The sequence below is a fragment of the Azospirillum argentinense genome (genome assembly GCF_000632475.1).
Lineage (GTDB): Bacteria > Pseudomonadota > Alphaproteobacteria > Azospirillales > Azospirillaceae > Azospirillum > Azospirillum baldaniorum.
In genome coordinates, this window is record NZ_CP007793.1 from 759,893 (window position 1) to 782,338 (window position 22,446).

General features: G+C 65.4%; 30 protein-coding genes. 29 read left to right on the forward strand and 1 reads right to left on the reverse strand.

From position 1 onward, the window contains the following. Window positions 1-17: 17 nt before the first annotated feature. The 29 genes from rpoC to ABAZ39_RS03675 all read left to right on the forward strand — a co-directional run bounded on the left by rpoC (window position 18) and on the right by ABAZ39_RS03675 (window position 21,536). Window positions 18-4,187 carry a DNA-directed RNA polymerase subunit beta' gene (gene rpoC / locus ABAZ39_RS03535; protein ID WP_038526792.1) on the forward strand — a complete coding sequence of 1,390 codons (4,170 nt, stop codon included), beginning with the start codon at window positions 18-20 and terminating at the stop codon, window positions 4,185-4,187. A 126-nt stretch (window positions 4,188-4,313) separates the two neighbouring features. After that, the gene (locus tag ABAZ39_RS03540; RefSeq protein ID WP_038526795.1) at window positions 4,314-5,027 is read left to right on the forward strand and encodes a DJ-1/PfpI family protein; all 714 of its coding nucleotides are present in this window, start codon (window positions 4,314-4,316) and stop codon (window positions 5,025-5,027) included. Between the two features lie 319 nt (window positions 5,028-5,346). Beyond that, window positions 5,347-5,718, forward strand: a complete 372-nt coding sequence (gene rpsL, locus ABAZ39_RS03545) for a 30S ribosomal protein S12 (RefSeq protein WP_012973201.1) — start codon at window positions 5,347-5,349, stop codon at window positions 5,716-5,718. Between the two features lie 12 nt (window positions 5,719-5,730). After that, on the forward strand, window positions 5,731-6,201 hold the full coding sequence (rpsG, locus tag ABAZ39_RS03550; protein WP_014241043.1) for a 30S ribosomal protein S7: 471 nt from the start codon (window positions 5,731-5,733) through the stop codon (window positions 6,199-6,201). A gap of 26 nt (window positions 6,202-6,227) precedes the next feature. Then, window positions 6,228-8,306, forward strand: a complete 2,079-nt coding sequence (gene fusA, locus ABAZ39_RS03555) for an elongation factor G (RefSeq protein ID WP_038526800.1) — start codon at window positions 6,228-6,230, stop codon at window positions 8,304-8,306. Between the two features lie 37 nt (window positions 8,307-8,343). Further along, entirely contained in the window at window positions 8,344-9,534 is a 1,191-nt protein-coding gene (gene tuf / locus ABAZ39_RS03560) for an elongation factor Tu (protein ID WP_035675071.1), read from the forward strand. Between the two features lie 457 nt (window positions 9,535-9,991). Next, entirely contained in the window at window positions 9,992-10,300 is a 309-nt protein-coding gene (rpsJ, locus tag ABAZ39_RS03565; protein WP_014241039.1) for a 30S ribosomal protein S10, read from the forward strand. A gap of 60 nt (window positions 10,301-10,360) precedes the next feature. Further along, complete coding sequence (gene rplC, locus ABAZ39_RS03570; protein WP_035675049.1) at window positions 10,361-11,071, forward strand: 50S ribosomal protein L3; 711 nt, start codon at window positions 10,361-10,363, stop codon at window positions 11,069-11,071. Window positions 11,072-11,076: 5 nt separating this feature from the next. Then, a complete protein-coding gene (gene rplD / locus ABAZ39_RS03575) occupies window positions 11,077-11,697 on the forward strand; it encodes a 50S ribosomal protein L4 (RefSeq protein ID WP_038530645.1) in 621 nt (206 codons plus the stop codon). Next, window positions 11,694-12,011 carry a 50S ribosomal protein L23 gene (locus ABAZ39_RS03580; RefSeq protein ID WP_035675048.1) on the forward strand — a complete coding sequence of 106 codons (318 nt, stop codon included), beginning with the start codon at window positions 11,694-11,696 and terminating at the stop codon, window positions 12,009-12,011. Before rplD ends, ABAZ39_RS03580 begins: the two co-directional genes overlap by 4 nt. A 16-nt stretch (window positions 12,012-12,027) precedes the next feature. Beyond that, window positions 12,028-12,855, forward strand: a complete 828-nt coding sequence (rplB, locus tag ABAZ39_RS03585) for a 50S ribosomal protein L2 (RefSeq protein WP_014241035.1) — start codon at window positions 12,028-12,030, stop codon at window positions 12,853-12,855. 12 nt (window positions 12,856-12,867) lie between these two features. Further along, a complete protein-coding gene (gene rpsS / locus ABAZ39_RS03590) occupies window positions 12,868-13,146 on the forward strand; it encodes a 30S ribosomal protein S19 (protein ID WP_014241034.1) in 279 nt (92 codons plus the stop codon). 3 nt (window positions 13,147-13,149) lie between these two features. Next, on the forward strand, window positions 13,150-13,545 hold the full coding sequence (rplV, locus tag ABAZ39_RS03595; RefSeq protein WP_035675046.1) for a 50S ribosomal protein L22: 396 nt from the start codon (window positions 13,150-13,152) through the stop codon (window positions 13,543-13,545). A gap of 1 nt (window position 13,546) precedes the next feature. After that, entirely contained in the window at window positions 13,547-14,323 is a 777-nt protein-coding gene (rpsC, locus tag ABAZ39_RS03600; RefSeq protein ID WP_014241032.1) for a 30S ribosomal protein S3, read from the forward strand. Window positions 14,324-14,338: 15 nt separating this feature from the next. After that, on the forward strand, window positions 14,339-14,770 hold the full coding sequence (gene rplP / locus ABAZ39_RS03605; RefSeq protein ID WP_014241031.1) for a 50S ribosomal protein L16: 432 nt from the start codon (window positions 14,339-14,341) through the stop codon (window positions 14,768-14,770). Next, window positions 14,767-14,973 (forward strand): 50S ribosomal protein L29, encoded by a 207-nt coding sequence (gene rpmC, locus ABAZ39_RS03610; RefSeq protein ID WP_014241030.1) that lies wholly within the window; start codon window positions 14,767-14,769, stop codon window positions 14,971-14,973. The genes rplP and rpmC overlap by 4 nt, the downstream gene beginning before the upstream one ends. Window positions 14,974-14,985: 12 nt before the next feature. Then, on the forward strand, window positions 14,986-15,240 hold the full coding sequence (gene rpsQ / locus ABAZ39_RS03615) for a 30S ribosomal protein S17 (protein WP_014241029.1): 255 nt from the start codon (window positions 14,986-14,988) through the stop codon (window positions 15,238-15,240). A gap of 17 nt (window positions 15,241-15,257) precedes the next feature. After that, window positions 15,258-15,626, forward strand: coding sequence for a 50S ribosomal protein L14 (gene rplN, locus ABAZ39_RS03620; protein WP_012973215.1), 369 nt, complete (start codon window positions 15,258-15,260; stop codon window positions 15,624-15,626). Continuing rightward, window positions 15,623-15,943, forward strand: a complete 321-nt coding sequence (gene rplX, locus ABAZ39_RS03625) for a 50S ribosomal protein L24 (RefSeq protein ID WP_088123921.1) — start codon at window positions 15,623-15,625, stop codon at window positions 15,941-15,943. The genes rplN and rplX overlap by 4 nt, the downstream gene beginning before the upstream one ends. An 11-nt stretch (window positions 15,944-15,954) precedes the next feature. Then, window positions 15,955-16,497: a 50S ribosomal protein L5 gene (gene rplE / locus ABAZ39_RS03630; protein WP_035675042.1), complete on the forward strand. Its 543-nt coding sequence runs from the start codon at window positions 15,955-15,957 to the stop codon at window positions 16,495-16,497. Between the two features lie 19 nt (window positions 16,498-16,516). Continuing rightward, window positions 16,517-16,822: a 30S ribosomal protein S14 gene (gene rpsN, locus ABAZ39_RS03635; RefSeq protein WP_038526805.1), complete on the forward strand. Its 306-nt coding sequence runs from the start codon at window positions 16,517-16,519 to the stop codon at window positions 16,820-16,822. A gap of 13 nt (window positions 16,823-16,835) precedes the next feature. Beyond that, window positions 16,836-17,234 carry a 30S ribosomal protein S8 gene (gene rpsH / locus ABAZ39_RS03640; RefSeq protein WP_035675041.1) on the forward strand — a complete coding sequence of 133 codons (399 nt, stop codon included), beginning with the start codon at window positions 16,836-16,838 and terminating at the stop codon, window positions 17,232-17,234. Between the two features lie 13 nt (window positions 17,235-17,247). Beyond that, on the forward strand, window positions 17,248-17,781 hold the full coding sequence (gene rplF, locus ABAZ39_RS03645; RefSeq protein WP_014241025.1) for a 50S ribosomal protein L6: 534 nt from the start codon (window positions 17,248-17,250) through the stop codon (window positions 17,779-17,781). An 8-nt stretch (window positions 17,782-17,789) separates the two neighbouring features. Continuing rightward, a complete protein-coding gene (gene rplR, locus ABAZ39_RS03650) occupies window positions 17,790-18,152 on the forward strand; it encodes a 50S ribosomal protein L18 (RefSeq protein ID WP_014241024.1) in 363 nt (120 codons plus the stop codon). 12 nt (window positions 18,153-18,164) lie between these two features. Further along, window positions 18,165-18,746, forward strand: a complete 582-nt coding sequence (gene rpsE, locus ABAZ39_RS03655) for a 30S ribosomal protein S5 (RefSeq protein WP_035675037.1) — start codon at window positions 18,165-18,167, stop codon at window positions 18,744-18,746. Between the two features lie 2 nt (window positions 18,747-18,748). Further along, window positions 18,749-18,940 carry a 50S ribosomal protein L30 gene (rpmD, locus tag ABAZ39_RS03660; RefSeq protein ID WP_014241022.1) on the forward strand — a complete coding sequence of 64 codons (192 nt, stop codon included), beginning with the start codon at window positions 18,749-18,751 and terminating at the stop codon, window positions 18,938-18,940. 4 nt (window positions 18,941-18,944) lie between these two features. Further along, the gene (gene rplO, locus ABAZ39_RS03665) at window positions 18,945-19,430 is read left to right on the forward strand and encodes a 50S ribosomal protein L15 (protein WP_014241021.1); all 486 of its coding nucleotides are present in this window, start codon (window positions 18,945-18,947) and stop codon (window positions 19,428-19,430) included. Between the two features lie 118 nt (window positions 19,431-19,548). Continuing rightward, on the forward strand, window positions 19,549-20,889 hold the full coding sequence (gene secY, locus ABAZ39_RS03670; RefSeq protein WP_014241020.1) for a preprotein translocase subunit SecY: 1,341 nt from the start codon (window positions 19,549-19,551) through the stop codon (window positions 20,887-20,889). Further along, a complete protein-coding gene (locus tag ABAZ39_RS03675; protein WP_038526809.1) occupies window positions 20,889-21,536 on the forward strand; it encodes an adenylate kinase in 648 nt (215 codons plus the stop codon). The genes secY and ABAZ39_RS03675 overlap by 1 nt, the downstream gene beginning before the upstream one ends. Before the next feature lie 133 nt (window positions 21,537-21,669). Here the strand turns inward: ABAZ39_RS03675 and ABAZ39_RS03680 are convergent, their stop codons facing one another. Then, window positions 21,670-22,428 carry a FadR/GntR family transcriptional regulator gene (locus tag ABAZ39_RS03680; RefSeq protein ID WP_103041394.1) on the reverse strand — a complete coding sequence of 253 codons (759 nt, stop codon included), beginning with the start codon at window positions 22,426-22,428 and terminating at the stop codon, window positions 21,670-21,672. Between the last annotated feature and the right edge of the window lie 18 nt (window positions 22,429-22,446).

Genomic DNA, 22,446 nt, shown 5'->3' on the forward strand with positions numbered 1-22,446 from the left:
GCCAGCGGGAGACGGTCATGAACGAGTTGATGAACATTTTCGGCCAAGTCCAGGGTCCCCAGAGCTTCGATCAGATCCGCATCCAGATCGCGAGCCCCGAGCGCATCCGGTCCTGGTCGTTCGGCGAGATCAAGAAGCCGGAAACCATCAACTATCGCACTTTCAAGCCTGAGCGCGACGGCCTGTTCTGCGCCCGCATCTTCGGCCCGATCAAGGACTACGAGTGCTTGTGCGGCAAGTACAAGCGCATGAAGTACCGTGGCATCATCTGCGAGAAGTGCGGCGTCGAGGTGACGCTGTCGAAGGTCCGGCGCGAGCGCATGGGCCACATCGAGCTGGCCTCGCCGGTCGCCCACATCTGGTTCCTGAAGTCCCTGCCGAGCCGCATCGGTCTGCTGCTCGACATGACGCTGAAGGATCTGGAGCGCATCCTCTATTTCGAAAACTACGTCGTCATCGAGCCGGGCCTGACTCCGCTGAAGCTGCACCAGCTTCTGAGCGAGGAGGAGTTCGTCTCCGCCCAGGACGAGTATGGCGAGGACGCCTTCACCGCCTCGATCGGTGCCGAAGCGCTGCGCATCATGCTGTCGGCGCTCGACATGGAGGAGGAGAAGAAGACCTGCCGCGAGGAGCTGCGGGACACCTCGTCCGAGGCCAAGCGCAAGAAGCTCGTGAAGCGGCTGAAGCTGATCGATGCCTTCCTGTCGTCGCAGTCGCGTCCGGAATGGATGATCCTGGAAGTCATTCCGGTGATCCCGCCGGAGCTGCGCCCGCTCGTCCCGCTGGACGGCGGCCGCTTCGCGACGTCCGACCTGAACGACCTGTACCGCCGCGTCATCAACCGCAACAACCGTCTGAAGCGGCTGATCGAGCTGAAGGCGCCGGACATCATCGTCCGCAACGAGAAGCGCATGCTGCAGGAGGCCGTCGACGCGCTGTTCGACAACGGCCGCCGTGGCCGCGTCATCACCGGCGCCAACAAGCGTCCGCTGAAGTCGCTGTCCGACATGCTGAAGGGCAAGCAGGGCCGCTTCCGTCAGAACCTCCTCGGCAAGCGCGTCGACTACTCGGGCCGTTCGGTCATCGTGGTCGGTCCGGAGCTGAAGCTGCACCAGTGCGGCCTGCCGAAGAAGATGGCGCTGGAGCTGTTCAAGCCCTTCATCTACGCGAAGCTGGAGCTGTACGGCCTCGCCTCGACCATCAAGGCCGCCAAGAGGATGGTCGAGAAGGAGCGTCCCGAGGTGTGGGACATCCTCGAGGAGGTCATCCGCGAGCATCCGGTGATGCTGAACCGCGCGCCGACGCTTCACCGCCTGGGCATCCAGGCCTTCGAGCCGACGCTGATCGAAGGCAAGGCGATCCAGCTCCACCCGCTGGTCTGCACCGCCTTCAACGCGGACTTCGACGGCGACCAGATGGCCGTGCACGTCCCGCTGAGCCTCGAGGCCCAGCTGGAAGCGCGCGTCCTGATGATGTCGACCAACAACATCCTGTCGCCCGCCAACGGCAAGCCGATCATCGTGCCGTCGCAGGACATCGTGCTGGGTCTCTACTACATCACGATGGACCGGCCGGGCGAGAAGGGCGAGGGCATGACCTTCGCCAACGTCGGCGAGATCGAGCAGGCGCTGGACGCCAAGGTCGTGACGCTGCACGCCAAGGTGAAGGCCCGCTACAAGGGCGTGGACGAGAACGGCGACGAGAAGATCTCCATCGTGGAGACGACTCCGGGCCGCATGCTGCTGTCCGAGATCCTGCCGCGCAACCCGGCGGTGCCCTTCTCGCTGATCAACCGCCTGCTGACCAAGAAGGACGTCGGCAACGTCATCGACGCCGTCTACCGCCATTGCGGTCAGAAGGAGACGGTGATCTTCGCCGACCGCCTGATGAAGCTCGGCTTCGGCCACGCCTGCCGCGCCGGCATCTCCTTCGGCAAGGATGACATGGTCATCCCCGAGGCGAAGAAGAAGCTGGTCAACGACAGCAAGGAGCGGGTGAAGGAGTTCGAGCAGCAGTATCTCGACGGCCTGATCACCCAGGGCGAGAAGTACAACAAGGTCGTCGACGTCTGGTCGGAATGCACCGAGAAGGTGGCGACGGAGATGATGAAGGTCATCTCCGACACCAAGCCGGGCAAGCCGGTCAACTCGGTCTACATGATGGCCCACTCCGGCGCGCGTGGCTCGGCCGCCCAGATCCGCCAGCTGGCGGGCATGCGCGGCCTGATGGCCAAGCCGTCGGGCGAGATCATCGAGACGCCGATCATCTCGAACTTCAAGGAAGGCCTGACCGTGCTGGAGTACTTCAACTCCACCCACGGCGCCCGCAAGGGTCTGGCCGACACCGCCTTGAAGACGGCGAACTCCGGTTACCTGACCCGTCGTCTCGTCGACGTGGCCCAGGACGCCATCATCGTCGAGACGGATTGCGGCACCGACAAGGGCATCACCGTCAAGGCGGTGATCGACGGCGGCGAGGTCATCTCCCCGCTGGGTGACCGCATCCTCGGCCGGACGGTGGTCGGCGACCTGATCGACCCGCTGAACGGCGAGCTGATCGTGCCGAACGCCGGCCTGATCGACGAGCCCACGGTGGACCGCATCGAGCGCTCGGGCATCGACAGCGTCATGATCCGTTCGGTCCTGACCTGCGAGACCAAGGACGGCGTCTGCGCCAAGTGCTACGGCCGCGATCTGGCCCGCGGCACGCTGGTCAACGTCGGCGAGGCCGTCGGCGTCATCGCCGCCCAGTCGATCGGCGAGCCGGGCACGCAGCTCACCATGCGCACGTTCCACATCGGTGGCGCCGCGCAGCGCGGTGCTGAGCAGAGTCAGGTGGAGGCGGCGTTCGATGCCACGGTGCGGATCCACAACCGCAACGTCGTCATCAACTCCTCCAACATCCCGGTGGTCATGGGCCGCAGCACCGAGGTGATCCTGCTCGACGAGCAGGGCCGCGAGCGGGCGCGTCACCGCGTTCCGTACGGTGCGAAGCTGCTGGCCGACGAGGGCGTGAAGGTCGAGCGCGGCCAGAAGCTGGCCGAGTGGGACCCCTACACCCTGCCGATCATCACCGAGCGCGAGGGTACCGCCCACTACGTCGACCTCGTGGAAGGCATCTCCATGCGCGAGGTGATGGACGAGGCGACCGGCATCTCGTCCAAGGTTGTGGTGGACTGGCGTCAGCAGCCGCGCGGTGCGGATCTGAAGCCGCGCATCACGCTGCGCGACGAGCGGGGCGAGATCATCACGCTGGCCAACGGTCTGGAGGCCCGCTACTTCATGTCGGTGGACGCCATTCTATCGGTCGAAAACGGCGCCCATGTCCGGGCCGGCGACGTGCTGGCGCGTATCCCGCGCGAGTCGTCCAAGACCCGCGACATCACGGGCGGTCTGCCGCGCGTGGCCGAGCTGTTCGAGGCGCGCCGTCCGAAGGACTTCGCGATCATCTCGGACCTCGACGGCCGCGTGGAGTTCGGCAAGGACTACAAGACCAAGCGCCGCATCGTCGTCCGCAACGACGAGACGGGGGACGAGCGCGAGTATCTGATCCCGAAGGGCAAGCACATCTCCGTGCAGGAGGGTGACTATGTCCAGCGCGGCGACTTGCTGATGGACGGCAACCCGGTGCCGCACGACATCCTGTCGGTGATGGGCGTGGAGGCTCTGGCCAACTACCTCATCAACGAGATCCAGGACGTCTATCGACTGCAGGGCGTGAAGATCAACGACAAGCACATCGAGGTGATCGTTCGCCAGATGCTGCAGAAGGTCGAGATCACCGACGCCGGCGAGACCACCTTCCTGGTGGGCGAGCAGGTCGATCGTCAGGAGTTCGACGAGGAGAACGAGAAGACCGTCGCCGAGGGGCTGAAGCCGGCCGCCGGCCATCCGGTCCTGCAGGGCATCACCAAGGCGTCGCTGCAGACCCGGTCCTTCATCTCCGCCGCGTCGTTCCAGGAAACCACCCGCGTCCTCACCGAGGCGGCGGTGTCGGGCAAGACCGACAACCTGGAAGGCCTGAAAGAGAACGTCATCGTCGGCCGCCTGATCCCGGCGGGCACCGGCTCCGTCGTCAACCGCCTGAAGCAGATCGCCGCCGAGCGGGATCGCGCCCTGGCGGAGGGCGAGGGCCAGGACGGCGAGGCTCCGGCCCTGCCGCACCCGGGCGAGAGCACCGCGGCCTGAGGTTTCGGAACCTGAGGCTTCGGCGCATAGGGTAGGGCAGGGGGCGCGTTCCGCAGGGGACGCGCCCCTTTCTCATTCCGGCACGTGGGGTTAGCATCATCGCTCCCACGCATCGGAGCCTTCGCCATGACCGAGAACGCGCCAAGCTTCGGCCTGCTGCTGTTTCCCAACGTCACGCAGCTCGACCTCACCGGCCCCTACGAGGTGCTGGCCCGCGTGCCCGGCGCCAAGGTCCATCTGCTGTGGAAGACGCTCGATCCGGTGCGCTCCGACACCGGCCTGACCATCCTCCCCACGGCCACCCTGGCCGAAGCTCCGCCGCTCGACCTTCTTCTCGTGCCCGGCGGCAGCGGAATCAACGCGCTGCTGACCGACGAGGAGGTGCTGACCTTCCTGGCGGAACGGGCGGCGGGCACCCGCTATCTGTCCGGGATCTGCACCGGCTCCCTGGTGCTCGCCGCCGCCGGGCTGCTGGAGGGGAGGCGGGCCGGCACGCATTGGGCCTCCCGCGACTTCCTTTCATCCTTCGGTGCCGTGCCGGTGGCCAAGCGCGTGGTGGTGGACGGCACGCTGTTCACCGGCGGCGGCGTCACCGCGGGAATCGACGTGGCGCTGCGGATCGTCGGCGAGCTGTTCGGCGCGGACGCCGCGAAGCGCATCCAACTCTCCATCGAATACGACCCGCAGCCGCCCTTCAACGCCGGCTCGCCGGATGGAGCGGGGGAGGTGGTGACGGCCGATCTCCTCGCCCGGATGCGCCCGATACTCGAGGCGCGGGCCGCCGCGGTGGCGGCGGGTGTGGACGCGTTGCGGCGCCGCCGATCCGCTCGCGCCGGCTGACGCGGAAACGTCGTCGAAGCGCACGACGAACGGTCATCTGCGCGCTTGACGGGTCCCTGGCAGACCCATATAGTCCGCGAACTTCAAAAGGAGCCTCGGGAAGGTCTTTCGTCCATCCCGACCGGCATCCGGCTGAACCCAAGCGACATAGCTGAACGACGGGTTCCTTGCGAACCGATCCGACGGCGATCGACCATTGGGCCCGCTCGAAGCCCCTCAGGCTTCGCAGGCGGGCTTTTGCATCGTCCGGTACCGCCGGGCGATTTTCCAATCGGTCCGGCTCCGCCGGCCGAGTGACCTGAAGGGATGAAGGGCAGATATGCCGACGATCAACCAGTTGATCCGTAAGCCGCGCGAGCCCTTGGCCGCGCGCAATAAGGTTCCCGCGATGGAGGCGTGCCCGCAGAAGCGTGGCGTCTGCACCCGCGTCTACACGACCACGCCGAAGAAGCCGAACTCGGCTCTGCGTAAGGTCGCCCGCGTTCGCCTGACGAACGGCTTCGAAGTGACCTCCTACATCCCCGGTGAAGGCCATAACCTCCAGGAACACTCGGTGGTTATGATCCGCGGCGGCCGTGTGAAGGATCTTCCCGGCGTTCGCTACCACATCATCCGCGGCACGCTCGATACCCAGGGCGTGAAGGATCGTAAGCAGCGTCGTTCGAAGTACGGCGCGAAGCGTCCGAAGTAAGGAGTATTCACGATGTCCCGTCGTCGTCGCGCCGAGAAGCGTGAGGTCCTGCCGGACGCCAAGTATGGCGACCGCGTCCTGACCAAGTTCATGAACTGCCTGATGCTGGACGGCAAGAAGTCCGCCGCCGAGCGCATCGTCTACGGCGCCCTCAGCCGCATCGAGGCCAAGACCAAGAACGAGCCGGTTCAGGTCTTCCACGACGCCCTGCTGAACGTGAAGCCGCACCTCGAAGTGCGCTCGCGTCGCGTCGGTGGCGCCACCTACCAGGTTCCGGTCGAGGTCCGCACGGACCGCGCCCAGGCCCTGGCCATCCGTTGGCTCATCGGCGCCGCCCGCGCCCGCTCGGAAAACACCATGACCGAGCGTCTGTCGGGTGAGCTGCTGGATGCCGCCAACCAGCGTGGCACCGCCGTGAAGAAGCGCGAAGACACCCATCGTATGGCGGAAGCCAACAAGGCCTTCTCGCACTACCGCTGGTAAGGCACCCACCGGCCCAGGTGCTTGTCATGCCCCGTTCCCATCCCCTGAACCGTTACCGCAACATCGGCATCATGGCTCACATCGATGCCGGTAAGACCACGACCACCGAGCGGATTTTGTACTACACTGGAAAGTCGTACAAAATCGGCGAGGTGCACGAGGGCACCGCGGTGATGGATTGGATGGAGCAGGAACAGGAACGGGGCATCACCATCACCTCCGCGGCCACGACCTGCTTCTGGCGCGACCACCGCATCAACATCATCGACACGCCGGGCCACGTCGACTTCACCATTGAAGTCGAACGCAGCCTGCGCGTGCTCGACGGTGCCGTTGCGGTGTTCGATTCCGTTGCGGGGGTGGAGCCTCAGTCCGAGACCGTGTGGCGGCAGGCCGACAAGTACGGCGTGCCCCGCATGTGTTTCGTCAACAAGCTGGATCGCACCGGCGCGGACTTCTTCCGCTGCGTCGCCATGATGAAGGAACGGCTGGGCGCTTTCCCGCTCGTTCTCCAGCTTCCGATCGGGTCCGAGGCCAGCTTTGTCGGCGTCGTCGATCTGGTCGCCATGCGCGCCATCGTCTGGAAAGAAGAGACGCTGGGCGCCGAATTCTATTACACCGACATTCCGGACGCCCTGAGGGACGAAGCGGCGCGCCACCGCCAGGCGCTGCTCGACGCCGTCCTGGAACTCGACGACGCAGCCATGGAGGCCTATCTCGAGTCCGGCCGGGAACCGTCCGAGGACACGCTCAGGGCCTGCATCCGCAAGGGCACCGTGGGTCTGCGCTTCGTGCCGGTCCTCTGCGGCTCCGCGTTCAAGAACAAGGGCATCCAGCCGATGCTGGACGCCGTGGTGGACTATCTGCCGGCTCCCGTGGACATCGGGGCAGTCCGGGGACACCGCGTCGGCAGCCCCGAGACGGACGAGCGCGCACCGGACGACGCCGCTCCCTTCTCGGCGCTCGCCTTCAAGATCATGAACGACCCCTTCGTCGGGTCGCTGACCTTCGTGCGCGTCTATTCCGGCACCGTCGCCTCCGGCACCGCCGTGCTGAACCCCGGCAAGGACGAGAAGGAGCGCATCGGCCGCATGCTGCTGATGCACGCCAACAGCCGGGAGGAGATCGACGAGGCCTACGCCGGCGACATCGTCGCCTTCACCGCGCTGAAGAGCACGACGACCGGCGACACGCTGTGCGATCCCGCCAAGCCCATCGTCCTGGAACGGATGGAGTTTCCGGAACCGGTCATCGAGGTGGCCGTCGAGCCGAAGTCCAAGGCCGACCAGGAAAAGATGAGCATGGCGCTGTCCCGCCTTGCCCAGGAGGACCCCTCCTTCCGCGTGGCCGTCGACCATGAAAGCGGTCAGACGATCATCAAGGGCATGGGCGAACTGCATCTGGAAATCATCGTCGACCGCATGAAGCGTGAGTTCAAGGTGGATGCGAACGTCGGCGCCCCCCAGGTGGCGTACCGCGAGACCATCACCAGGACCGCCGAGATCGACTACACCCACAAGAAGCAGACCGGCGGCACCGGCCAGTTCGCCCGCGTGACGCTGGTCTTCGAGCCGCAGCCCGCCGGCAGCGGCTTCGTCTTCCAGAACAAGGTCGTCGGCGGCGCCGTGCCCAAGGAGTTCATTCCCGGCGTGCAGAAGGGGCTGGATGCCTCGCTGCACAGCGGGGTGGTCGCCGGCTTCCCGGTGATCGACCTCAAGGTGGCGCTGGTCGACGGCGCCTTCCACGACGTCGACTCCTCGGTGCTGACCTTCGAGATCGCGACCCGCGCGGCCTTCCGCGAAGGCATGCAGAAGGCCGGTCCGATGCTTCTGGAGCCGATCATGAGGGTTGAGGTGGTGACGCCCGAAGACTACATGGGCGACATCATCGGGGACCTGAACAGCCGCCGTGGACAGATCACCGCCATGGACCAGCGGGGCAACGCCCGTTCGATCCTGGCGATGGTTCCGCTGGCGTCGATGTTCGGTTATGTGAACACCCTGCGCTCGATGAGTCAGGGGCGCGCGCAGTACACGATGCAGTTCGACCACCACGAGCCGGTGCCGCAGACCATTGCGGAGACCATCCGCGCCAGGATGGCCTGAAACCGCTGGAACGACAAAGAGACGGAGAGCACACACCATGGCGAAGGCAAAGTTCGAGCGGAACAAGCCGCACTGCAACATCGGCACGATCGGCCACGTCGACCACGGCAAGACGTCGCTGACGGCGGCGATCACGAAGGTGCTGGCCGAGAGCGGCGGCGCGACCTTCACCGCCTACGACCAGATCGACAAGGCGCCGGAAGAGAAGGCGCGCGGCATCACGATCTCGACGGCGCACGTCGAGTACGAGACGACCAACCGCCACTACGCCCACGTCGATTGCCCGGGCCACGCCGACTACGTGAAGAACATGATCACGGGCGCCGCGCAGATGGACGGCGCGATCCTGGTCGTGTCGGCCGCCGACGGCCCGATGCCGCAGACCCGCGAGCACATCCTGCTGGCCCGCCAGGTCGGCGTGCCGGCGCTGGTGGTGTTCATGAACAAGGTCGACATGGTCGACGATCCGGAGCTGCTCGAGCTGGTCGAGATGGAGGTGCGCGAGCTGCTGTCCTCCTACCAGTTCCCGGGCGACGACATTCCGATCGTCAAGGGCTCGGCGCTGTGCGCGCTGGAGGACCGTTCGCCGGAGATCGGCCGTGACGCGATCCTCAAGCTGATGGCCGAGGTCGACCAGTACATCCCGCAGCCGGAGCGTCCGAAGGACCGTCCGTTCCTGATGCCGATCGAGGACGTGTTCTCGATCTCGGGCCGCGGCACCGTGGTGACCGGCCGCGTCGAGCGCGGCATCGTCAAGGTCGGCGAGGAAGTCGAGATCGTCGGTCTGAAGGCCACGGTCAAGACCACCGTGACCGGCGTGGAGATGTTCCGCAAGCTGCTCGACTCGGGTGAGGCCGGCGACAACATCGGCGCGCTGCTGCGCGGCACGAAGCGTGAGGACGTCGAGCGCGGCCAGGTTCTGGCCAAGCCGGGCAGCATCACGCCGCACACCACCTTCAAGGCCGAGGCCTACATCCTGACGAAGGAAGAGGGTGGCCGTCACACGCCGTTCTTCACCAACTACCGTCCGCAGTTCTACTTCCGCACGACCGACGTGACGGGCATGGTGAAGCTGCCGGAAGGCACCGAGATGGTGATGCCGGGCGACAACATCTCCATGGAAGTCGAGCTGATCGCTCCGATCGCCATGGACGAGGGCCTGCGCTTCGCCATCCGCGAGGGTGGCCGTACGGTCGGCGCCGGCGTCGTCGCCTCGATCATCAAGTAAGTTGGTCTTTTGCGAAGGGGGGCCGACCCGCGGGTCGGCCCCCCTTTTGCATAGCCGATCCGCGAAAATGCGGCGTGACGCGCCGAACCGGTCCGATCCCGTCATCCTCCTGTCACAAGGGGGAAAATGTGGGTTGACACCGGGGCGCCTAGGGCATACACGTTACGCCCTCTGGAATTTGGGTTGGTAGTAGGCACGTCCGGCCTAGACGCAGCCCGATCACGAACGGCACCGCAAGCTCCACTTGCACCGGTTGCTGCCAGGAACATCCATCCGCATTGCGATGCGGGGGATGTTCTTTTTCGTATCGGCCGTCAGATCGGACAGACGAACCGCCGCCCACCGCTTCGGTGAGCCGGCGCAGGTTCGCCTGCCGCCGCGGGTCCCCGGGGGACAGATTTTGGGGTGCCGGTGACGCAGTCGCGTCACCGAAACGAGGTGCAAGGGACGTTTGGACATGGACAGCCAGAACATCCGCATCCGCTTGAAGGCGTTCGATCATCGCGTGCTCGACCAGTCGACCAGCGAGATCGTCAACACCGCCAAGCGGACCGGTGCTCGGGTGCGGGGCCCGATCCCGCTGCCGACGCAGATCGAGAAGTTTACGGTGAACCGCTCGCCGCACGTCGACAAGAAGTCGCGCGAGCAGTTCGAAATCCGCACCCACAAGCGTCTGCTCGACATCGTCGATCCGACGCCGCAGACGGTGGACGCGCTGATGAAGCTCGACCTCGCTGCCGGTGTGGACGTCGAGATCAAGCTCTAATTCGTTGCTGTTGAGGGACCTCTCCCTCTGAGGATGTCCCTGGTCAGGAGATAAAGAACAATGCGATCCGGTTTGATCGCGCAGAAAGTCGGCATGACCCGCGTCTTCACGGACGACGGGCAGCACGTGCCGGTGACTGTGCTGAAAGTCGACAGCTGCCAGGTCGTCGCCGTCCGCACCGAGGACAAGGATGGCTACACCGCCGTCCAGCTCGGCGCAGGCGCCATCAAGGTGAAGAACGTCACGAAGCCGCAGCGCGGGCATTTCGCCAAGGCGCGCGTCGAGCCCAAGCGCAAGCTGGTCGAGTTCCGCGTCGATGCCGACGCGCTGATCGAGGTCGGCGCCGAGCTCTCGGCTGCGCATTTCCTCCCGGGCCAGTTCGTCGACGTCACCGGCACTTCCATCGGTAAGGGCTTCGCCGGCCCGATGAAGCGCTGGAACTTCGGTGGTCTGCGCGCGACGCACGGCGTGTCGGTGTCGCACCGCTCGCACGGTTCGACGGGTAACCGCCAGGACCCCGGCAAGGTCTTCAAGAACAAGAAGATGGCCGGTCATCTCGGCGACGAGAAGGTCACGGTTCTGAACCTGAAGGTCGTGTCGGTCGATGAGGACCGCGGTCTGATCTTCCTCAAGGGTGCCGTTCCGGGCGCCGAGGGAGCTTGGCTCCGCATCCGCGACGCGGTGAAGAAGAAGGCTCCGGAAGGTCTGCCGTTCCCCGCCGGGATCAAGGCTGCGCCGGCCGCTGAAGCCGCCGCCGAGCCGCAGGAGTGATGGCCATGAAGGCGACCATTAAGAACCTGAACAACGAGACCGTCGGCGAGATCGAGCTGGCTGACGAGGTCTTCGGCCTTCCGTCCCGCACGGACATCCTCGCCCGTATGGTCAACTGGCAGCTGGCCAAGCGCCGCGCCGGTACGCACAAGACCAAGACGATCAGCGAGATCTCCGGCACCGGCAAGAAGCCGTACCGCCAGAAGGGCACCGGCCGCGCCCGTCAGGGCTCCATGCGCTCCGCCCAGTTCCGTGGCGGTGCGACCATCTTCGGCCCGGTCGTCCGCTCGCACGAGCACGACCTGACCAAGAAGGTCCGCAAGCTGGCCCTGAAGACCGCGCTGTCCACCAAGGCCGCGGAAGGCAAGCTCCTGGTCCTCGACGCCGCTTCGGCCGAGAGCCACAAGACCAAGGAACTGGCTGTCCGTCTCGCCTCGCTCGGCCTGACCTCGGCTCTGATCATCGATGGCGCCAACCTGAACGAGAACTTCGCTCGGGCCTCGCGCAACATCCCGCTGATCGACGTGCTGCCGGAGCAGGGCGCCAACGTCTACGACATTCTTCGCCGCGATACGCTGGTCCTGACCCGCAACGCGGTCGAGCAGCTGGAGGCTCGCCTGAAATGAGCAAGCAGTCGAAACCTGCGGTGAGCCAGGAGCGGATGTACGACCTCATCCTGGCTCCGGTGATCACCGAGAAGTCGACGATGGCGTCGGAGCACAATCAGGTGACGTTCCGCGTGCCGCTGTCGGCGACCAAGCCGGAGATCAAGTCGGCGGTCGAGGGGCTGTTCAACGTGAAGGTGACGGCGGTCAACACCCTGGTTACCAAGGGCAAGACCAAGCGCTTCCGCGGCACCATCGGCCGTCGCTCGGACTTCAAGAAGGCCGTCGTGACCCTCGCCGAGGGGAACAAGATCGACGTGACCACGGGCATCTGAGCGGGAGTGTGATCCGATGGCTCTGAAGCAATATCGCCCAATTACGCCGTCGCTCCGCCAGCTGGTCATCGTCGACCGCTCGGAGCTGTGGAAGGGCAAGCCGGTCAAGACCCTCACCGAGGGCCTGACCAAGTCCGGCGGCCGCAACAACACCGGCCGCATCACCGCGCGCCGGATGGGTGGCGGTCACAAGCGCGTCTACCGTCTGGTGGACTTCAAGCGCCGCAAGTTCAACGTCCCGGCGACCGTCGAGCGCCTGGAGTACGATCCGAACCGCACGGCCTTCATCGCCCTCATCAAGTATGAGGACGGCACCATGTCCTACATTCTGGCGCCGCAGCGCCTGAAGGTGGGCGACACGGTGATCGCCGGCGAGAAGGTGGATGTGAAGCCCGGCAACGCCATGCCGCTGAAGAACATCCCGGTCGGTTCGGTACTGCACAACGTCGAGCTGAAGCCCGGCAAGGGTGGTCAGCTGGCCCGTTCGGCTGGCACCTACCTGCAGCTGGTCGGTCGCGACGGTGGCTACGCCCAGCTGAAGCTGCCCTCGGGCGAGCTTCGTGTGGTCCGTGGCGACTGCATGGCCACCCTGGGCGCCGTGTCGAACCCGGACAACATGAACACCAACAAGGGCAAGGCCGGTCGCAGCCGTTGGCTGGGTATCCGTCCGTCCGTCCGTGGTGTCGCCATGAACCCGATCGACCACCCGCACGGTGGTGGTGAAGGCCGCACCTCGGGTGGCCGTCATCCGGTCACGCCGTGGGGCAAGCCGACCAAGGGCAAGAAGACTCGTCACAACAAGAAGACGGATGGCCTGATCCTGCGCCGCCGTCATTCGAAGTAAGGAGGGCGGACGATGGCACGCTCCGTTTGGAAGGGCCCGTTCGTCGACGGCTACCTGCTCAAGAAGGCGGACAAGTCGCGGGCCTCGGGCCGCAACGAGATCATCAAGATCTGGTCGCGTCGCTCGACGATCCTGCCGCAGTTCGTGGGTCTCACGTTCGGCGTGTACAATGGCCACAAGTTCCTGCCGGTTCTGGTGACCGAGAACATGATCGGCCACAAGTTCGGTGAGTTCGCTCCGACGCGCACCTTCTACGGGCACGCGGCGGACAAGAAGGCGAAGAGGAAGTAAGCCATGGGCAAGCCCTCCAACCCCAGCCGTATCGCGGAGAACGAGGCCATCGCCTCCAATCCGATGATCCGCACCAGCCCGCGCAAGCTGAACCTCGTCGCCCAGCTCATCCGGAACAAGGATGCCAGCAGCGCCGTGGCCGAGCTGACCTTCTCCAAGCGCCGCATCGCCGGCGAGGTGAAGAAGGTCCTCCAGGCCGCGATCGCCAACGCCGAGAACAACCATCAGCTCGATGTGGACCGCCTGTACGTCTCCTCGGCGACGGTCGGCCGCGCCCTGGTGATGAAGCGTTTCCACGCCCGTGCCCGTGGGCGCGGCGCGCGGGTCGAGAAGCTGTTCTCCAACCTGACGATCATCGTGCGTGAGCGCGAAGCCGCCGCTGCCGAAGGGGCCGAGTAAGATGGGTCAGAAAGTCAATCCGATCGGGCTGCGCCTCGGCATCAACCGGACCTGGGACAGCCGGTGGTTCGCCAAGCGCGACTACGCCAACCTGCTGCACCAGGACCTGAAGCTCCGCGGCTACCTGCAGGGTCGCCTGCAGCAGGCCGGCTGCTCGCGCGTCATCATCGAGCGCCCGGCCAAGAAGGCCCGCGTCACCATCCACTCGGCCCGTCCGGGCGTGGTGATCGGCAAGAAGGGCGCGGACATCGAGAAGCTGCGCACCGAGCTGTCGAAGATGGCCGGCGGCGAGGTGAGCCTGAACATCATCGAGATCCGCAAGCCGGAGATCGATGCCAAGCTCATCGCCGAGAACATCTCCAACCAGCTCGAGCGCCGCGTGGCCTTCCGCCGCGCCATGAAGCGCGCGGTCCAGTCGGCCATGCGTCTGGGCGCCCAGGGCATCCGGATCAACTGCTCCGGTCGTCTCGGCGGCGCCGAGATCGCCCGCCTGGAGTGGTACCGCGAGGGCCGCGTTCCGCTGCACACCCTGCGTGCGGACATCGACTACGGCACCGCGACCGCGAAGACCACCTACGGCACCTGCGGTGTCAAGGTGTGGGTCTTCAAGGGCGAGATCATGGCGCACGACCCGATGGCGCAGGACAAGCGCATGGGCACCGAGCCGGTGTCGACCGATGGCGAGCCGCGGCGCGAGCGTCGCGAGCGTGGTGACCGTGAGGAGCGTGGGGGCCGTGGTCGCGGCGACCGTGACCGCTCCGAGCGGGCTGACCGCTAGTAAGGGGCACGAGCGATGCTTTCTCCGAAGCGTACCAAGTACCGCAAGGCCCACAAGGGCCGCATCCACGGCAACGCGAAGGGCGGCACCCAGCTGAACTTCGGCTCCTTCGGCCTCAAGGCCCTGGAGCCGGAGCGCATCACGGCCCGCCAGATCGAGGCGGCCCGCCGCGCGATCACCCGCGCCATGAAGCGTCAGGGCCGCGTGTGGATCCGCGTGTTCCCGGATCTGCCGGTCTCCACCAAGCCCGCCGAAGTCCGCATGGGTTCCGGTAAGGGCACGCCCGAGTACTGGGCGGCCCGCGTTCATCCCGGCCGCATCCTGTTTGAGCTGGACGGCGTGCCCGCGGATGTGGCAAAGCAGGCGTTCGCCCTGGCGGCCGCCAAGCTGCCGATCAAGACCAAGCTGGTGACCCGCCTCGGCGGCGGTGAGGAGGTGGCGGCATGAAGTCCGTCGACGTTCGTGCGAAGAGCACCGAGGAGCTGAACGATCAGCTCCTCCAGCTCAAAAAGGAACAGTTCAACCTGCGTTTCCAGCGGGCCTCCGGCCAGCTGGAGAACACCGCGCGGGTGCGAGTGGTGCGTCGCGACATCGCGCGCATCAAGACGATCCTCGGCGAGCGTTCGCGCTCGGCCGAAGCCGGCAAGTAAGGAGGGCTACCTATGCCTCGCCGCGTTCTGCAGGGCACGGTGGTCAGCGACAAGGGCGACAAGACGGTTATCGTCCTGGTCGAGCGCCGCGTCATGCACCCCGTGTACAAGAAGTTCATTCGTCAGTCGAAGAAGTACGCCGCCCACGATGAGGGCAACCAGTTCAAGGTCGGCGATACCGTTTCGATCATCGAATGCCGCCCGATCTCCAAGCGCAAGCGCTGGACGGTCGTGCTTGAGTCCGCCGCCGTTAGCGGCGCCGCGTAAACGGAAGGGTACAAACCATGATCCAGATGCAAACCAACCTGGAAGTCGCCGACAATAGCGGGGCGCGCCGGGTGCAGTGCATCAAGGTGCTTGGCGGGTCCAAGCGGAAGGTGGCCACCGTCGGCGACGTCATCGTCGTCTCGGTCAAGGAGGCCATTCCGAAGGGTCGCGTCAAGAAGGGCGACGTGCATCGCGCCGTCATCGTCCGCACCGCGAAGGAACTGCGCCGGGAGGACGGATCCGCGATCCGTTTCGACCGCAATGCCGCCGTGCTGATCAACAAGCAGGGCGAGCCGATCGGCACGCGTATCTTCGGGCCGGTCACTCGTGAGCTTCGCGGCAAGAAGTTCATGAAGATCATCTCGCTGGCGCCGGAGGTGCTGTGATGGCCGCGAAGATCAAGACCAAGGACAAGGTCGTCATCCTTGCCGGCAAGGACAAGGGCAAGACCGGTGAGGTCCTCAAGGTCATCCCGGCGGAAAACCGTGTCGTCGTGCAGGGCGTGAACGTGGTGAAGAAGCACCAGCGTCCGAGCGCCACCTCGCAGGGCGGCATCGTTGAGTTCGAGGCGCCCATCAACGTCTCGAACGTTGCTCATGTCGACCCCAAGGACGGCAAGCCGACCCGCGTCGGTTTCAAGGTCCTTGAGGATGGCCGCAAGGTGCGTGTCGCCAAGCGGTCCGGCGAAGTCATCGACGTGTGAGGACCGGACCAATGGCTGCACGTTTGAAGGAAGTGTACGACTCCAAGATCCGCGCCGCGCTCAAGGCTGAGTTCGGCTACGCGAACGACATGGAAGTTCCGCGGATCGAGAAGATCGTCATCAACATGGGTGTCGGCGAGGCTGTCGGCGACTCCAAGAAGATCCAGAATGCGGTGAGCGAACTGACGGCGATCAGCGGCCAGAAGCCGATCGTCACGAAGTCCCGCAAGTCGATCGCGCAGTTCAAGCTGCGTGAGGGCATGGCGATCGGGTGCAAGGTCACGCTCCGCCGTGAGCGGATGTACGAGTTCCTGGATCGCCTGGTCACGATCGCGTTGCCGCGTGTCCGCGACTTCCGCGGCATCCCCGGCAACAGCTTCGACGGCCGTGGCAACTATGCCATGGGCGTGAAGGAGCAGATCATTTTCCCGGAGATCGACTACGACAAGATCGATCAGATCCGCGGCATGGACATCATTTTCGTCACCTCGGCGAAGACCGACAAGGAGGCCAAGGCTCTCCTGAAGGCCTTCGACATGCCGTTTGTGGCCTGATTGGCTGGAGCACGACCCCATGGCTAAGACCAGTGCCATCGAGAAGAACAAGCGTCGCACCAAGCTGGTGAAGCAATTCGCCAACAAGCGTGCCCGCCTGAAGGCCATTGCCTCCGATCGCTCCCTCCCGCCGGAAGAGCAGTTCGCCGCCCGCCTCAAGCTGGCTGAGCTGCCGCGCAACTCGTCGAAGGTGCGCATCCGCAACCGCTGCGAAATGACCGGCCGTCCGCGGGCGTTCTATCGCAAGTTTAAGCTGTCCCGCGTCACCCTCCGTGAACTGGCCTCGACCGGCCAGATCCCGGGGATGGTGAAGTCGAGCTGGTAAGGAGGGTCGGAGAATGTCTTTGAGCGATCCGCTCGGCGATATGCTGACCCGCATTCGCAACGGTCAGCACGCCCGTATGTCTGTTGTGCAGAGCCCGGCGTCGAAGCTGCGCAGCAACGTGCTTGAGGTTCTCAAGCGCGAGGGTTACATCCGCGGCTACTCCGAGGAGGAGCTGCGCCCCGGCATCAAGAACCTGAAGATCGAGCTGAAGTATCACGAAGGCGAGCCTGTCATTAAGCAGATCGCCCGCGTGTCGAAGCCCGGCCGCCGCGTTTATTCGAAGATCACCGATCTGCCCCGCGTCTTCAACGGCCTCGGCATCGCGATCCTCTCCACGCCGCGCGGCGTGATGTCGGACAATGAGGCCCGCGCCGCCAACGTCGGCGGTGAAGTCCTCTGCCGCGTGTTCTAAGGGGGACCCTTCGATGTCGCGCATTGGAAAGCATCCCGTGCCGGTTCCGGCTGGTGTTGACGTCTCCGTCAACGGCCAGCAGGTGTCGGCCAAGGGCAAGCTGGGTTCGCTCAGCCTGACCCTCATCGACGACATCACGGCCAAGCTGGAAGACGGCAAGGTCGTGGTGGCCCCGGCGAACGACAGCAAGCGCGCCCGCGTCATGTGGGCAACCTCGCGCACCCTGATCAACAACATGGTCACGGGCGTCAACCAGGGCTTCACCATCAACCTCGAGATCAACGGCGTCGGTTACCGTGCCGCCGTGCAGGGCAAGGAGCTGGTCATGCAGCTCGGCTACTCGCACGACGTCAAGTACCCGATCCCGGAGGGCATCACCATCAAGTGTGACAAGCCCACCGCGATCTCGGTGTCGGGCTTCGACAAGCAGAAGGTCGGTCAAGTCGCCGCGGAAATCCGCGGTTGGAAGAAGCCGGAGCCCTATAAGGGCAAGGGCATCAAGTACGAGACCGAGACGCTGATCCGCAAGGAAGGCAAGAAGAAGTAAGGTCCGCCATGCTCAAGCCAAAGCAACTCCACGAGCGCCGCAAGCAGCGCGTGCGCGCGCAGATTGCCAAGAAGGCCGGCGGGCGGGCTCGCCTCTCGGTTTTCCGGTCCAATCTGCACATCTACGCCCAGATCATCGACGACGAGAACGGCCGCACGGTCGCCTCGGCCTCGTCCGTGGAAAAGGAGCTGCGCGAGCAGCTCAAGCACGGTGGGAACGTCGAAGCCGCCCAGAAGATCGGCGCGCTCATCGCCGAGCGCGCCAAGGCGGCGGGCGTCACCGAGGTCGTGTTCGACCGTGGTGGCTACATTTACCACGGCCGGGTCAAGGCCCTGGCTGACGCCGCCCGCGAGGGCGGGCTGTCGTTCTAAGGAGGCTCCGAAATGGCACGTGAAAGAGGCGAGCGGAGCGACCGTGATCGGCAGCCGCGCGATCGCGACCGGGAAGAGAGCGAGCTGATTGAAAAGCTCGTTGGTATCAACCGCGTCGCCAAGGTTGTGAAGGGCGGCCGTCGCTTCGGCTTCGCCGCCCTGGTGGTGGTCGGTGACGGCAAGGGCCGCGTCGGCGTCGGATCGGGCAAGGCCCGTGAAGTGCCGGAGGCGATCCGCAAAGCGACCGACCAGGCGAAGCGCGGCATGATCCGCGTTCCGCTCCGCGAAGGCCGCACGCTGCACCACGACTCCAACGGTCACTTCGGTGCCGGCAAGGTCGTGCTGCGCACCGCCCCGGCCGGTACCGGCATCATCGCCGGCGGCCCGATGCGCGCGATCTTCGAGGCGCTGGGTGTGCAGGATGTGGTGACGAAGTCCATCGGCACCTCCAACCCGCACAACATGATCAAGGCGACCTTCGACGCCCTGTCGCAGGTTTCCAGCCCGCGCAGCGTCGCCGCCCGCCGCGGCCGTCGCGTGAGCGACATCCTCGGCAAGCGTGAAACCGGCGCCGCCGGTGCGCAGGAGGCTTGATCATGGCCGAGAAGAAGACCGTCATCGTCACCCAGACCGGCAGCCCGATCGGTCGTAAGCACGACCAGCGCGAGACGCTGGTCGGTCTGGGTCTCAACAAGCTGCACCGGACCCGCGAGCTGGAGGACACTCCGGCCGTGCGGGGCATGATCGCCAAGGTCGCGCACCTGGTCCGCGTCGAGAACGAGGGCTGAACCCATGACGAAGCTGAACGATCTCCGGGACAACCCCGGTGCCCGTAAGGAGCGCATGCGCGTCGGCCGCGGTATCGGTTCGGGCAAGGGCAAGACCGGCGGCCGTGGCGTCAAGGGTCAGACCTCGCGCACCGGCGTGGCCATCAACGGCTTTGAAGGCGGCCAGATGCCCCTTCACCGCCGCCTTCCGAAGCGCGGTTTCCGCAACATCTTCGCGAAGGAATACTCGGTCGTGAACCTGGGCCTGGTCCAGAAGTTCATCGACGCCGGCAAGCTCGACGCCAGCCAGACCATCGATGCGGTGGCTCTGGAAGCGGCGGGCGTCACCGGCAAGGTGAAGAAGGACGGCATCCGTCTGCTGGGCAAGGGCGCCCTGACGACGAAGGCCAGCTTCACCGTGGCCGGCGCCTCCAAGTCGGCTGTGGAAGCGGTCGAGAAGGCGGGTGGCAGCGTCACGCTGACCGCGTCCGCCGCCGAAGCCGCCGAGTGATCGGAAGCCCGCGCTTGCGCGCGGGCACCTTCCGGCACTAAATGAAGCGAAGTTGCGAGGGGCGGCCTGCATCCTGCAGGACCGCCCCGTTCGTGCATTAGGGACAGGGATACGACCCATGGCATCAGCGGCCGAGCAGCTTGCCGCGAACATTAATTTCGGGGCCTTCTCCAAGGCGACCGAGCTGAAGAAGCGGATCTGGTTCACCCTTGGTGCCTTGATCATTTACCGCCTGGGCACCTACATCCCGATTCCGGGCGTCAACCCGCAGATCCTGGCCGATATTTTCCGGCAGCAGGGCGGGGGCATCCTGGGCATGTTCGACATGCTGGCCGGCGGCGCGCTGCACCGCATGACGATCTTCGCGCTCAACATCATGCCGTACATTTCGGCCTCCATCATCGTGCAGCTTCTGACCGCGGTGTCGCCGCAGATGGAAGCGCTGAAGAAGGAGGGCGAGTCGGGCCGCAAGAAGCTGAACCAGTACACCCGCTACGGCACCGTCCTTCTGGCGACCGTGCAGGCCTGGGGCCTGGCGGTGGGGCTCGAGGCGATGACCGGCGCTTCCGGCGCCGCGGTTCCGGAACCGGGGCTGTTCTTCAAGATTGCCACCGTCATCACGCTGGTCGGCGGTACCATGTTCCTGATGTGGCTGGGCGAGCAGATCACCGCCCGCGGCATCGGCAACGGCATCTCCCTCATCATCTTCGCCGGCATTGTCGCCGAGCTGCCGCGCGCTCTCGTCAGCACGCTGGAGCTGGGGCGCACCGGCGCGCTGTCCACGCTGTTCATCGTCTTCCTGCTGCTGATGGCGGTGGGCGTCGTGTTCTTCATCGTGTTCATGGAGCGCGCGCAGCGCCGGCTGCTGATCCAGTATCCGAAGCGGCAGATGGGCAACCGCGTGTTCGGCGGCGAAGCGTCGCACCTGCCGCTGAAGCTGAACACCTCGGGCGTCATCCCGCCGATCTTCGCGTCGTCGCTGCTGCTGCTGCCGCTGACCGCGGTCGGCTTCGCCGGCGGCGAGGGGCCGGAGTGGCTGCAGACCGTCACGCGCTATCTGGCGCACGGCACGCCGCTCTACATGATCCTGTATTCGGCGCTGATCATCTTCTTCTGCTTCTTCTACACGGCCATCGTCTTCAACCCCGCGGACACGGCCGAGAACCTGCGTAAGTATGGCGGCTTCATTCCCGGCATCCGTCCAGGCAAGAACACCGCGGACTACATCGACTACGTGCTGACCCGGTTGACGGTGATCGGTTCGGCCTACCTTGTGGCGGTTTGTCTCCTCCCCGAAATCCTGATTTCCCAGCATTCGGTTCCGTTCTATTTTGGCGGCACCAGCCTGCTGATCGTGGTCACGGTGACGATGGACACGGTTGCGCAGATTCATTCCCATCTGCTGGCCCACCAGTATGAGGGGCTGATTAAAAAAGCGAAGCTTCGGGGGAGAAAGTAATGAATCTCATTCTGCTCGGACCGCCGGGCGCCGGGAAGGGGACCCAGGCGCGGCGTCTCGAAGACACGCGCGGGCTCGTCCAGCTTTCCACGGGCGATATGCTCCGCGCGATGGTCGCCGAGGGTGGTCCGCTTGGGCAGCAGGCGAAGGACATCATGTCCGCCGGCAAATTGATGCCGGACGAGCTGATGGTCAAAATCATCGCTGAGCGCATTTCCAAGCCGGATGTGGCCAACGGCTTCATTCTCGATGGTTTCCCGCGCACGGTCGCCCAGGCCGAGGCGCTGGACACCATGCTGTCGGACAAGGGCCTGAAGCTCGATCATGTGATCGAGATGAAGGTCGTGGACGACGTCCTGGTGGAGCGCATCACCGGCCGTTACACCTGCGCCAAGTGCGGCAAGGGCTACCACGACGTTTTCGAGAAGCCGAAGGTCGAGGGCGTCTGCGATGTCTGCGGCAGCACGGAGTTCAAGCGCCGGGCTGACGACAACGCCGACACGGTGAAGACCCGCCTCGCCCAGTATCACGAGCAGACCGCGCCGATTCTGCCGTATTATCAGAGCCGTGGCGTTCTGAAGACGGTGGACGGCATGGCTGAGATCGACGACGTGACCAAGCAGATCGAGGGCATCCTGGCGGCCTGACCGGGCCGCCTGACCAGGATCGCCATGATCGGCTGAAAAGAAAAGCCGCGAGGATCTTCGGACCCTCGCGGCTTTTTCCATGCCGTGACGACGAGGCGGGGAGGGTGGTCCTCCCCAATGACGCCGCCCGTCGTTACGGAGCGGCGTCGGTATCGGGGCGCGAAAGGTCTTCCGCCTTGCGGCTCAGATCGTTGTAGCGGTCGAGCACCCAGCCAAGGTGATCGGTGGCTGCAACGGCGGCGGCATCGGCGTCGCGGCGCCGGATGGCGTCGTAGATGGCCCGGTGATGGTCGATCATCAGCGCCTCGCGGCCCAGCGCGAAAGGTTCGGTGTGATGGTACTCCATCATCTGGCCGAGGATGTCGCGGATGGTCGCCAGCAGATGCAGATAGACCGGGCTTCCCGCCGCCTGGGCGACGGCGAGGTGGAAGTCCATGTCGTCGGCCGCCTGCTTGCCGTCGCGACCCGTCTCGCCCATCGCGGCGAGGACCCGCCCGATGTGGTCGATCTGTTCCTGGGTCGCGCGCTCGGTGGCGCGCCGGGCCGCCCAGCTTTCCAGGGCCTGCCGGATCTCCACGAGGTCGCAGAGATTGGCGTGCTTCACGCGGACCATCTCGGTCAGGGCTCCGTCCATGGCGCCCGCGGAGGACACCACGCGCGTGCCGCCGCCCTGCACGGCGGTCAGGAAGCCCTGCGTCTTCAGCTTCTGCAGGGCCGCGCGCACCGACACCCGGCTGACATGGAGCTGCTCCGCGAGCTGGCGCTCGCCGGGCAGACGCTCTCCCGGAACGAGTTCGCCGCGGGCGATCCGTTCGAGAATCCGCTCCGCCACCCATTCGGAAATGCGCTGGGAGGAGGCCGGTACGTGGTGGGGTTCTTCGGTGTCGGACACGGTGGCATGCCCTTTCAT

Bases quoted from the DNA above. Each gene is read 5' to 3' on its own strand.
- rpoC (WP_038526792.1), top strand. From the start codon at position 18: ATGAACGAGTTGATGAACATTTTCGGCCAAGTCCAGGGTCCCCAGAGC.
- ABAZ39_RS03540 (WP_038526795.1), top strand. From the start codon at position 4,314: ATGACCGAGAACGCGCCAAGCTTCGGCCTGCTGCTGTTTCCCAACGTC.
- rpsL (WP_012973201.1), top strand. From the start codon at position 5,347: ATGCCGACGATCAACCAGTTGATCCGTAAGCCGCGCGAGCCCTTGGCC.
- rpsG (WP_014241043.1), top strand. From the start codon at position 5,731: ATGTCCCGTCGTCGTCGCGCCGAGAAGCGTGAGGTCCTGCCGGACGCC.
- fusA (WP_038526800.1), top strand. From the start codon at position 6,228: ATGCCCCGTTCCCATCCCCTGAACCGTTACCGCAACATCGGCATCATG.
- tuf (WP_035675071.1), top strand. From the start codon at position 8,344: ATGGCGAAGGCAAAGTTCGAGCGGAACAAGCCGCACTGCAACATCGGC.
- rpsJ (WP_014241039.1), top strand. From the start codon at position 9,992: ATGGACAGCCAGAACATCCGCATCCGCTTGAAGGCGTTCGATCATCGC.
- rplC (WP_035675049.1), top strand. From the start codon at position 10,361: ATGCGATCCGGTTTGATCGCGCAGAAAGTCGGCATGACCCGCGTCTTC.
- rplD (WP_038530645.1), top strand. From the start codon at position 11,077: ATGAAGGCGACCATTAAGAACCTGAACAACGAGACCGTCGGCGAGATC.
- ABAZ39_RS03580 (WP_035675048.1), top strand. From the start codon at position 11,694: ATGAGCAAGCAGTCGAAACCTGCGGTGAGCCAGGAGCGGATGTACGAC.
- rplB (WP_014241035.1), top strand. From the start codon at position 12,028: ATGGCTCTGAAGCAATATCGCCCAATTACGCCGTCGCTCCGCCAGCTG.
- rpsS (WP_014241034.1), top strand. From the start codon at position 12,868: ATGGCACGCTCCGTTTGGAAGGGCCCGTTCGTCGACGGCTACCTGCTC.
- rplV (WP_035675046.1), top strand. From the start codon at position 13,150: ATGGGCAAGCCCTCCAACCCCAGCCGTATCGCGGAGAACGAGGCCATC.
- rpsC (WP_014241032.1), top strand. From the start codon at position 13,547: ATGGGTCAGAAAGTCAATCCGATCGGGCTGCGCCTCGGCATCAACCGG.
- rplP (WP_014241031.1), top strand. From the start codon at position 14,339: ATGCTTTCTCCGAAGCGTACCAAGTACCGCAAGGCCCACAAGGGCCGC.
- rpmC (WP_014241030.1), top strand. From the start codon at position 14,767: ATGAAGTCCGTCGACGTTCGTGCGAAGAGCACCGAGGAGCTGAACGAT.
- rpsQ (WP_014241029.1), top strand. From the start codon at position 14,986: ATGCCTCGCCGCGTTCTGCAGGGCACGGTGGTCAGCGACAAGGGCGAC.
- rplN (WP_012973215.1), top strand. From the start codon at position 15,258: ATGATCCAGATGCAAACCAACCTGGAAGTCGCCGACAATAGCGGGGCG.
- rplE (WP_035675042.1), top strand. From the start codon at position 15,955: ATGGCTGCACGTTTGAAGGAAGTGTACGACTCCAAGATCCGCGCCGCG.
- rpsN (WP_038526805.1), top strand. From the start codon at position 16,517: ATGGCTAAGACCAGTGCCATCGAGAAGAACAAGCGTCGCACCAAGCTG.
- rpsH (WP_035675041.1), top strand. From the start codon at position 16,836: ATGTCTTTGAGCGATCCGCTCGGCGATATGCTGACCCGCATTCGCAAC.
- rplF (WP_014241025.1), top strand. From the start codon at position 17,248: ATGTCGCGCATTGGAAAGCATCCCGTGCCGGTTCCGGCTGGTGTTGAC.
- rplR (WP_014241024.1), top strand. From the start codon at position 17,790: ATGCTCAAGCCAAAGCAACTCCACGAGCGCCGCAAGCAGCGCGTGCGC.
- rpsE (WP_035675037.1), top strand. From the start codon at position 18,165: ATGGCACGTGAAAGAGGCGAGCGGAGCGACCGTGATCGGCAGCCGCGC.
- rpmD (WP_014241022.1), top strand. From the start codon at position 18,749: ATGGCCGAGAAGAAGACCGTCATCGTCACCCAGACCGGCAGCCCGATC.
- rplO (WP_014241021.1), top strand. From the start codon at position 18,945: ATGACGAAGCTGAACGATCTCCGGGACAACCCCGGTGCCCGTAAGGAG.
- secY (WP_014241020.1), top strand. From the start codon at position 19,549: ATGGCATCAGCGGCCGAGCAGCTTGCCGCGAACATTAATTTCGGGGCC.
- ABAZ39_RS03675 (WP_038526809.1), top strand. From the start codon at position 20,889: ATGAATCTCATTCTGCTCGGACCGCCGGGCGCCGGGAAGGGGACCCAG.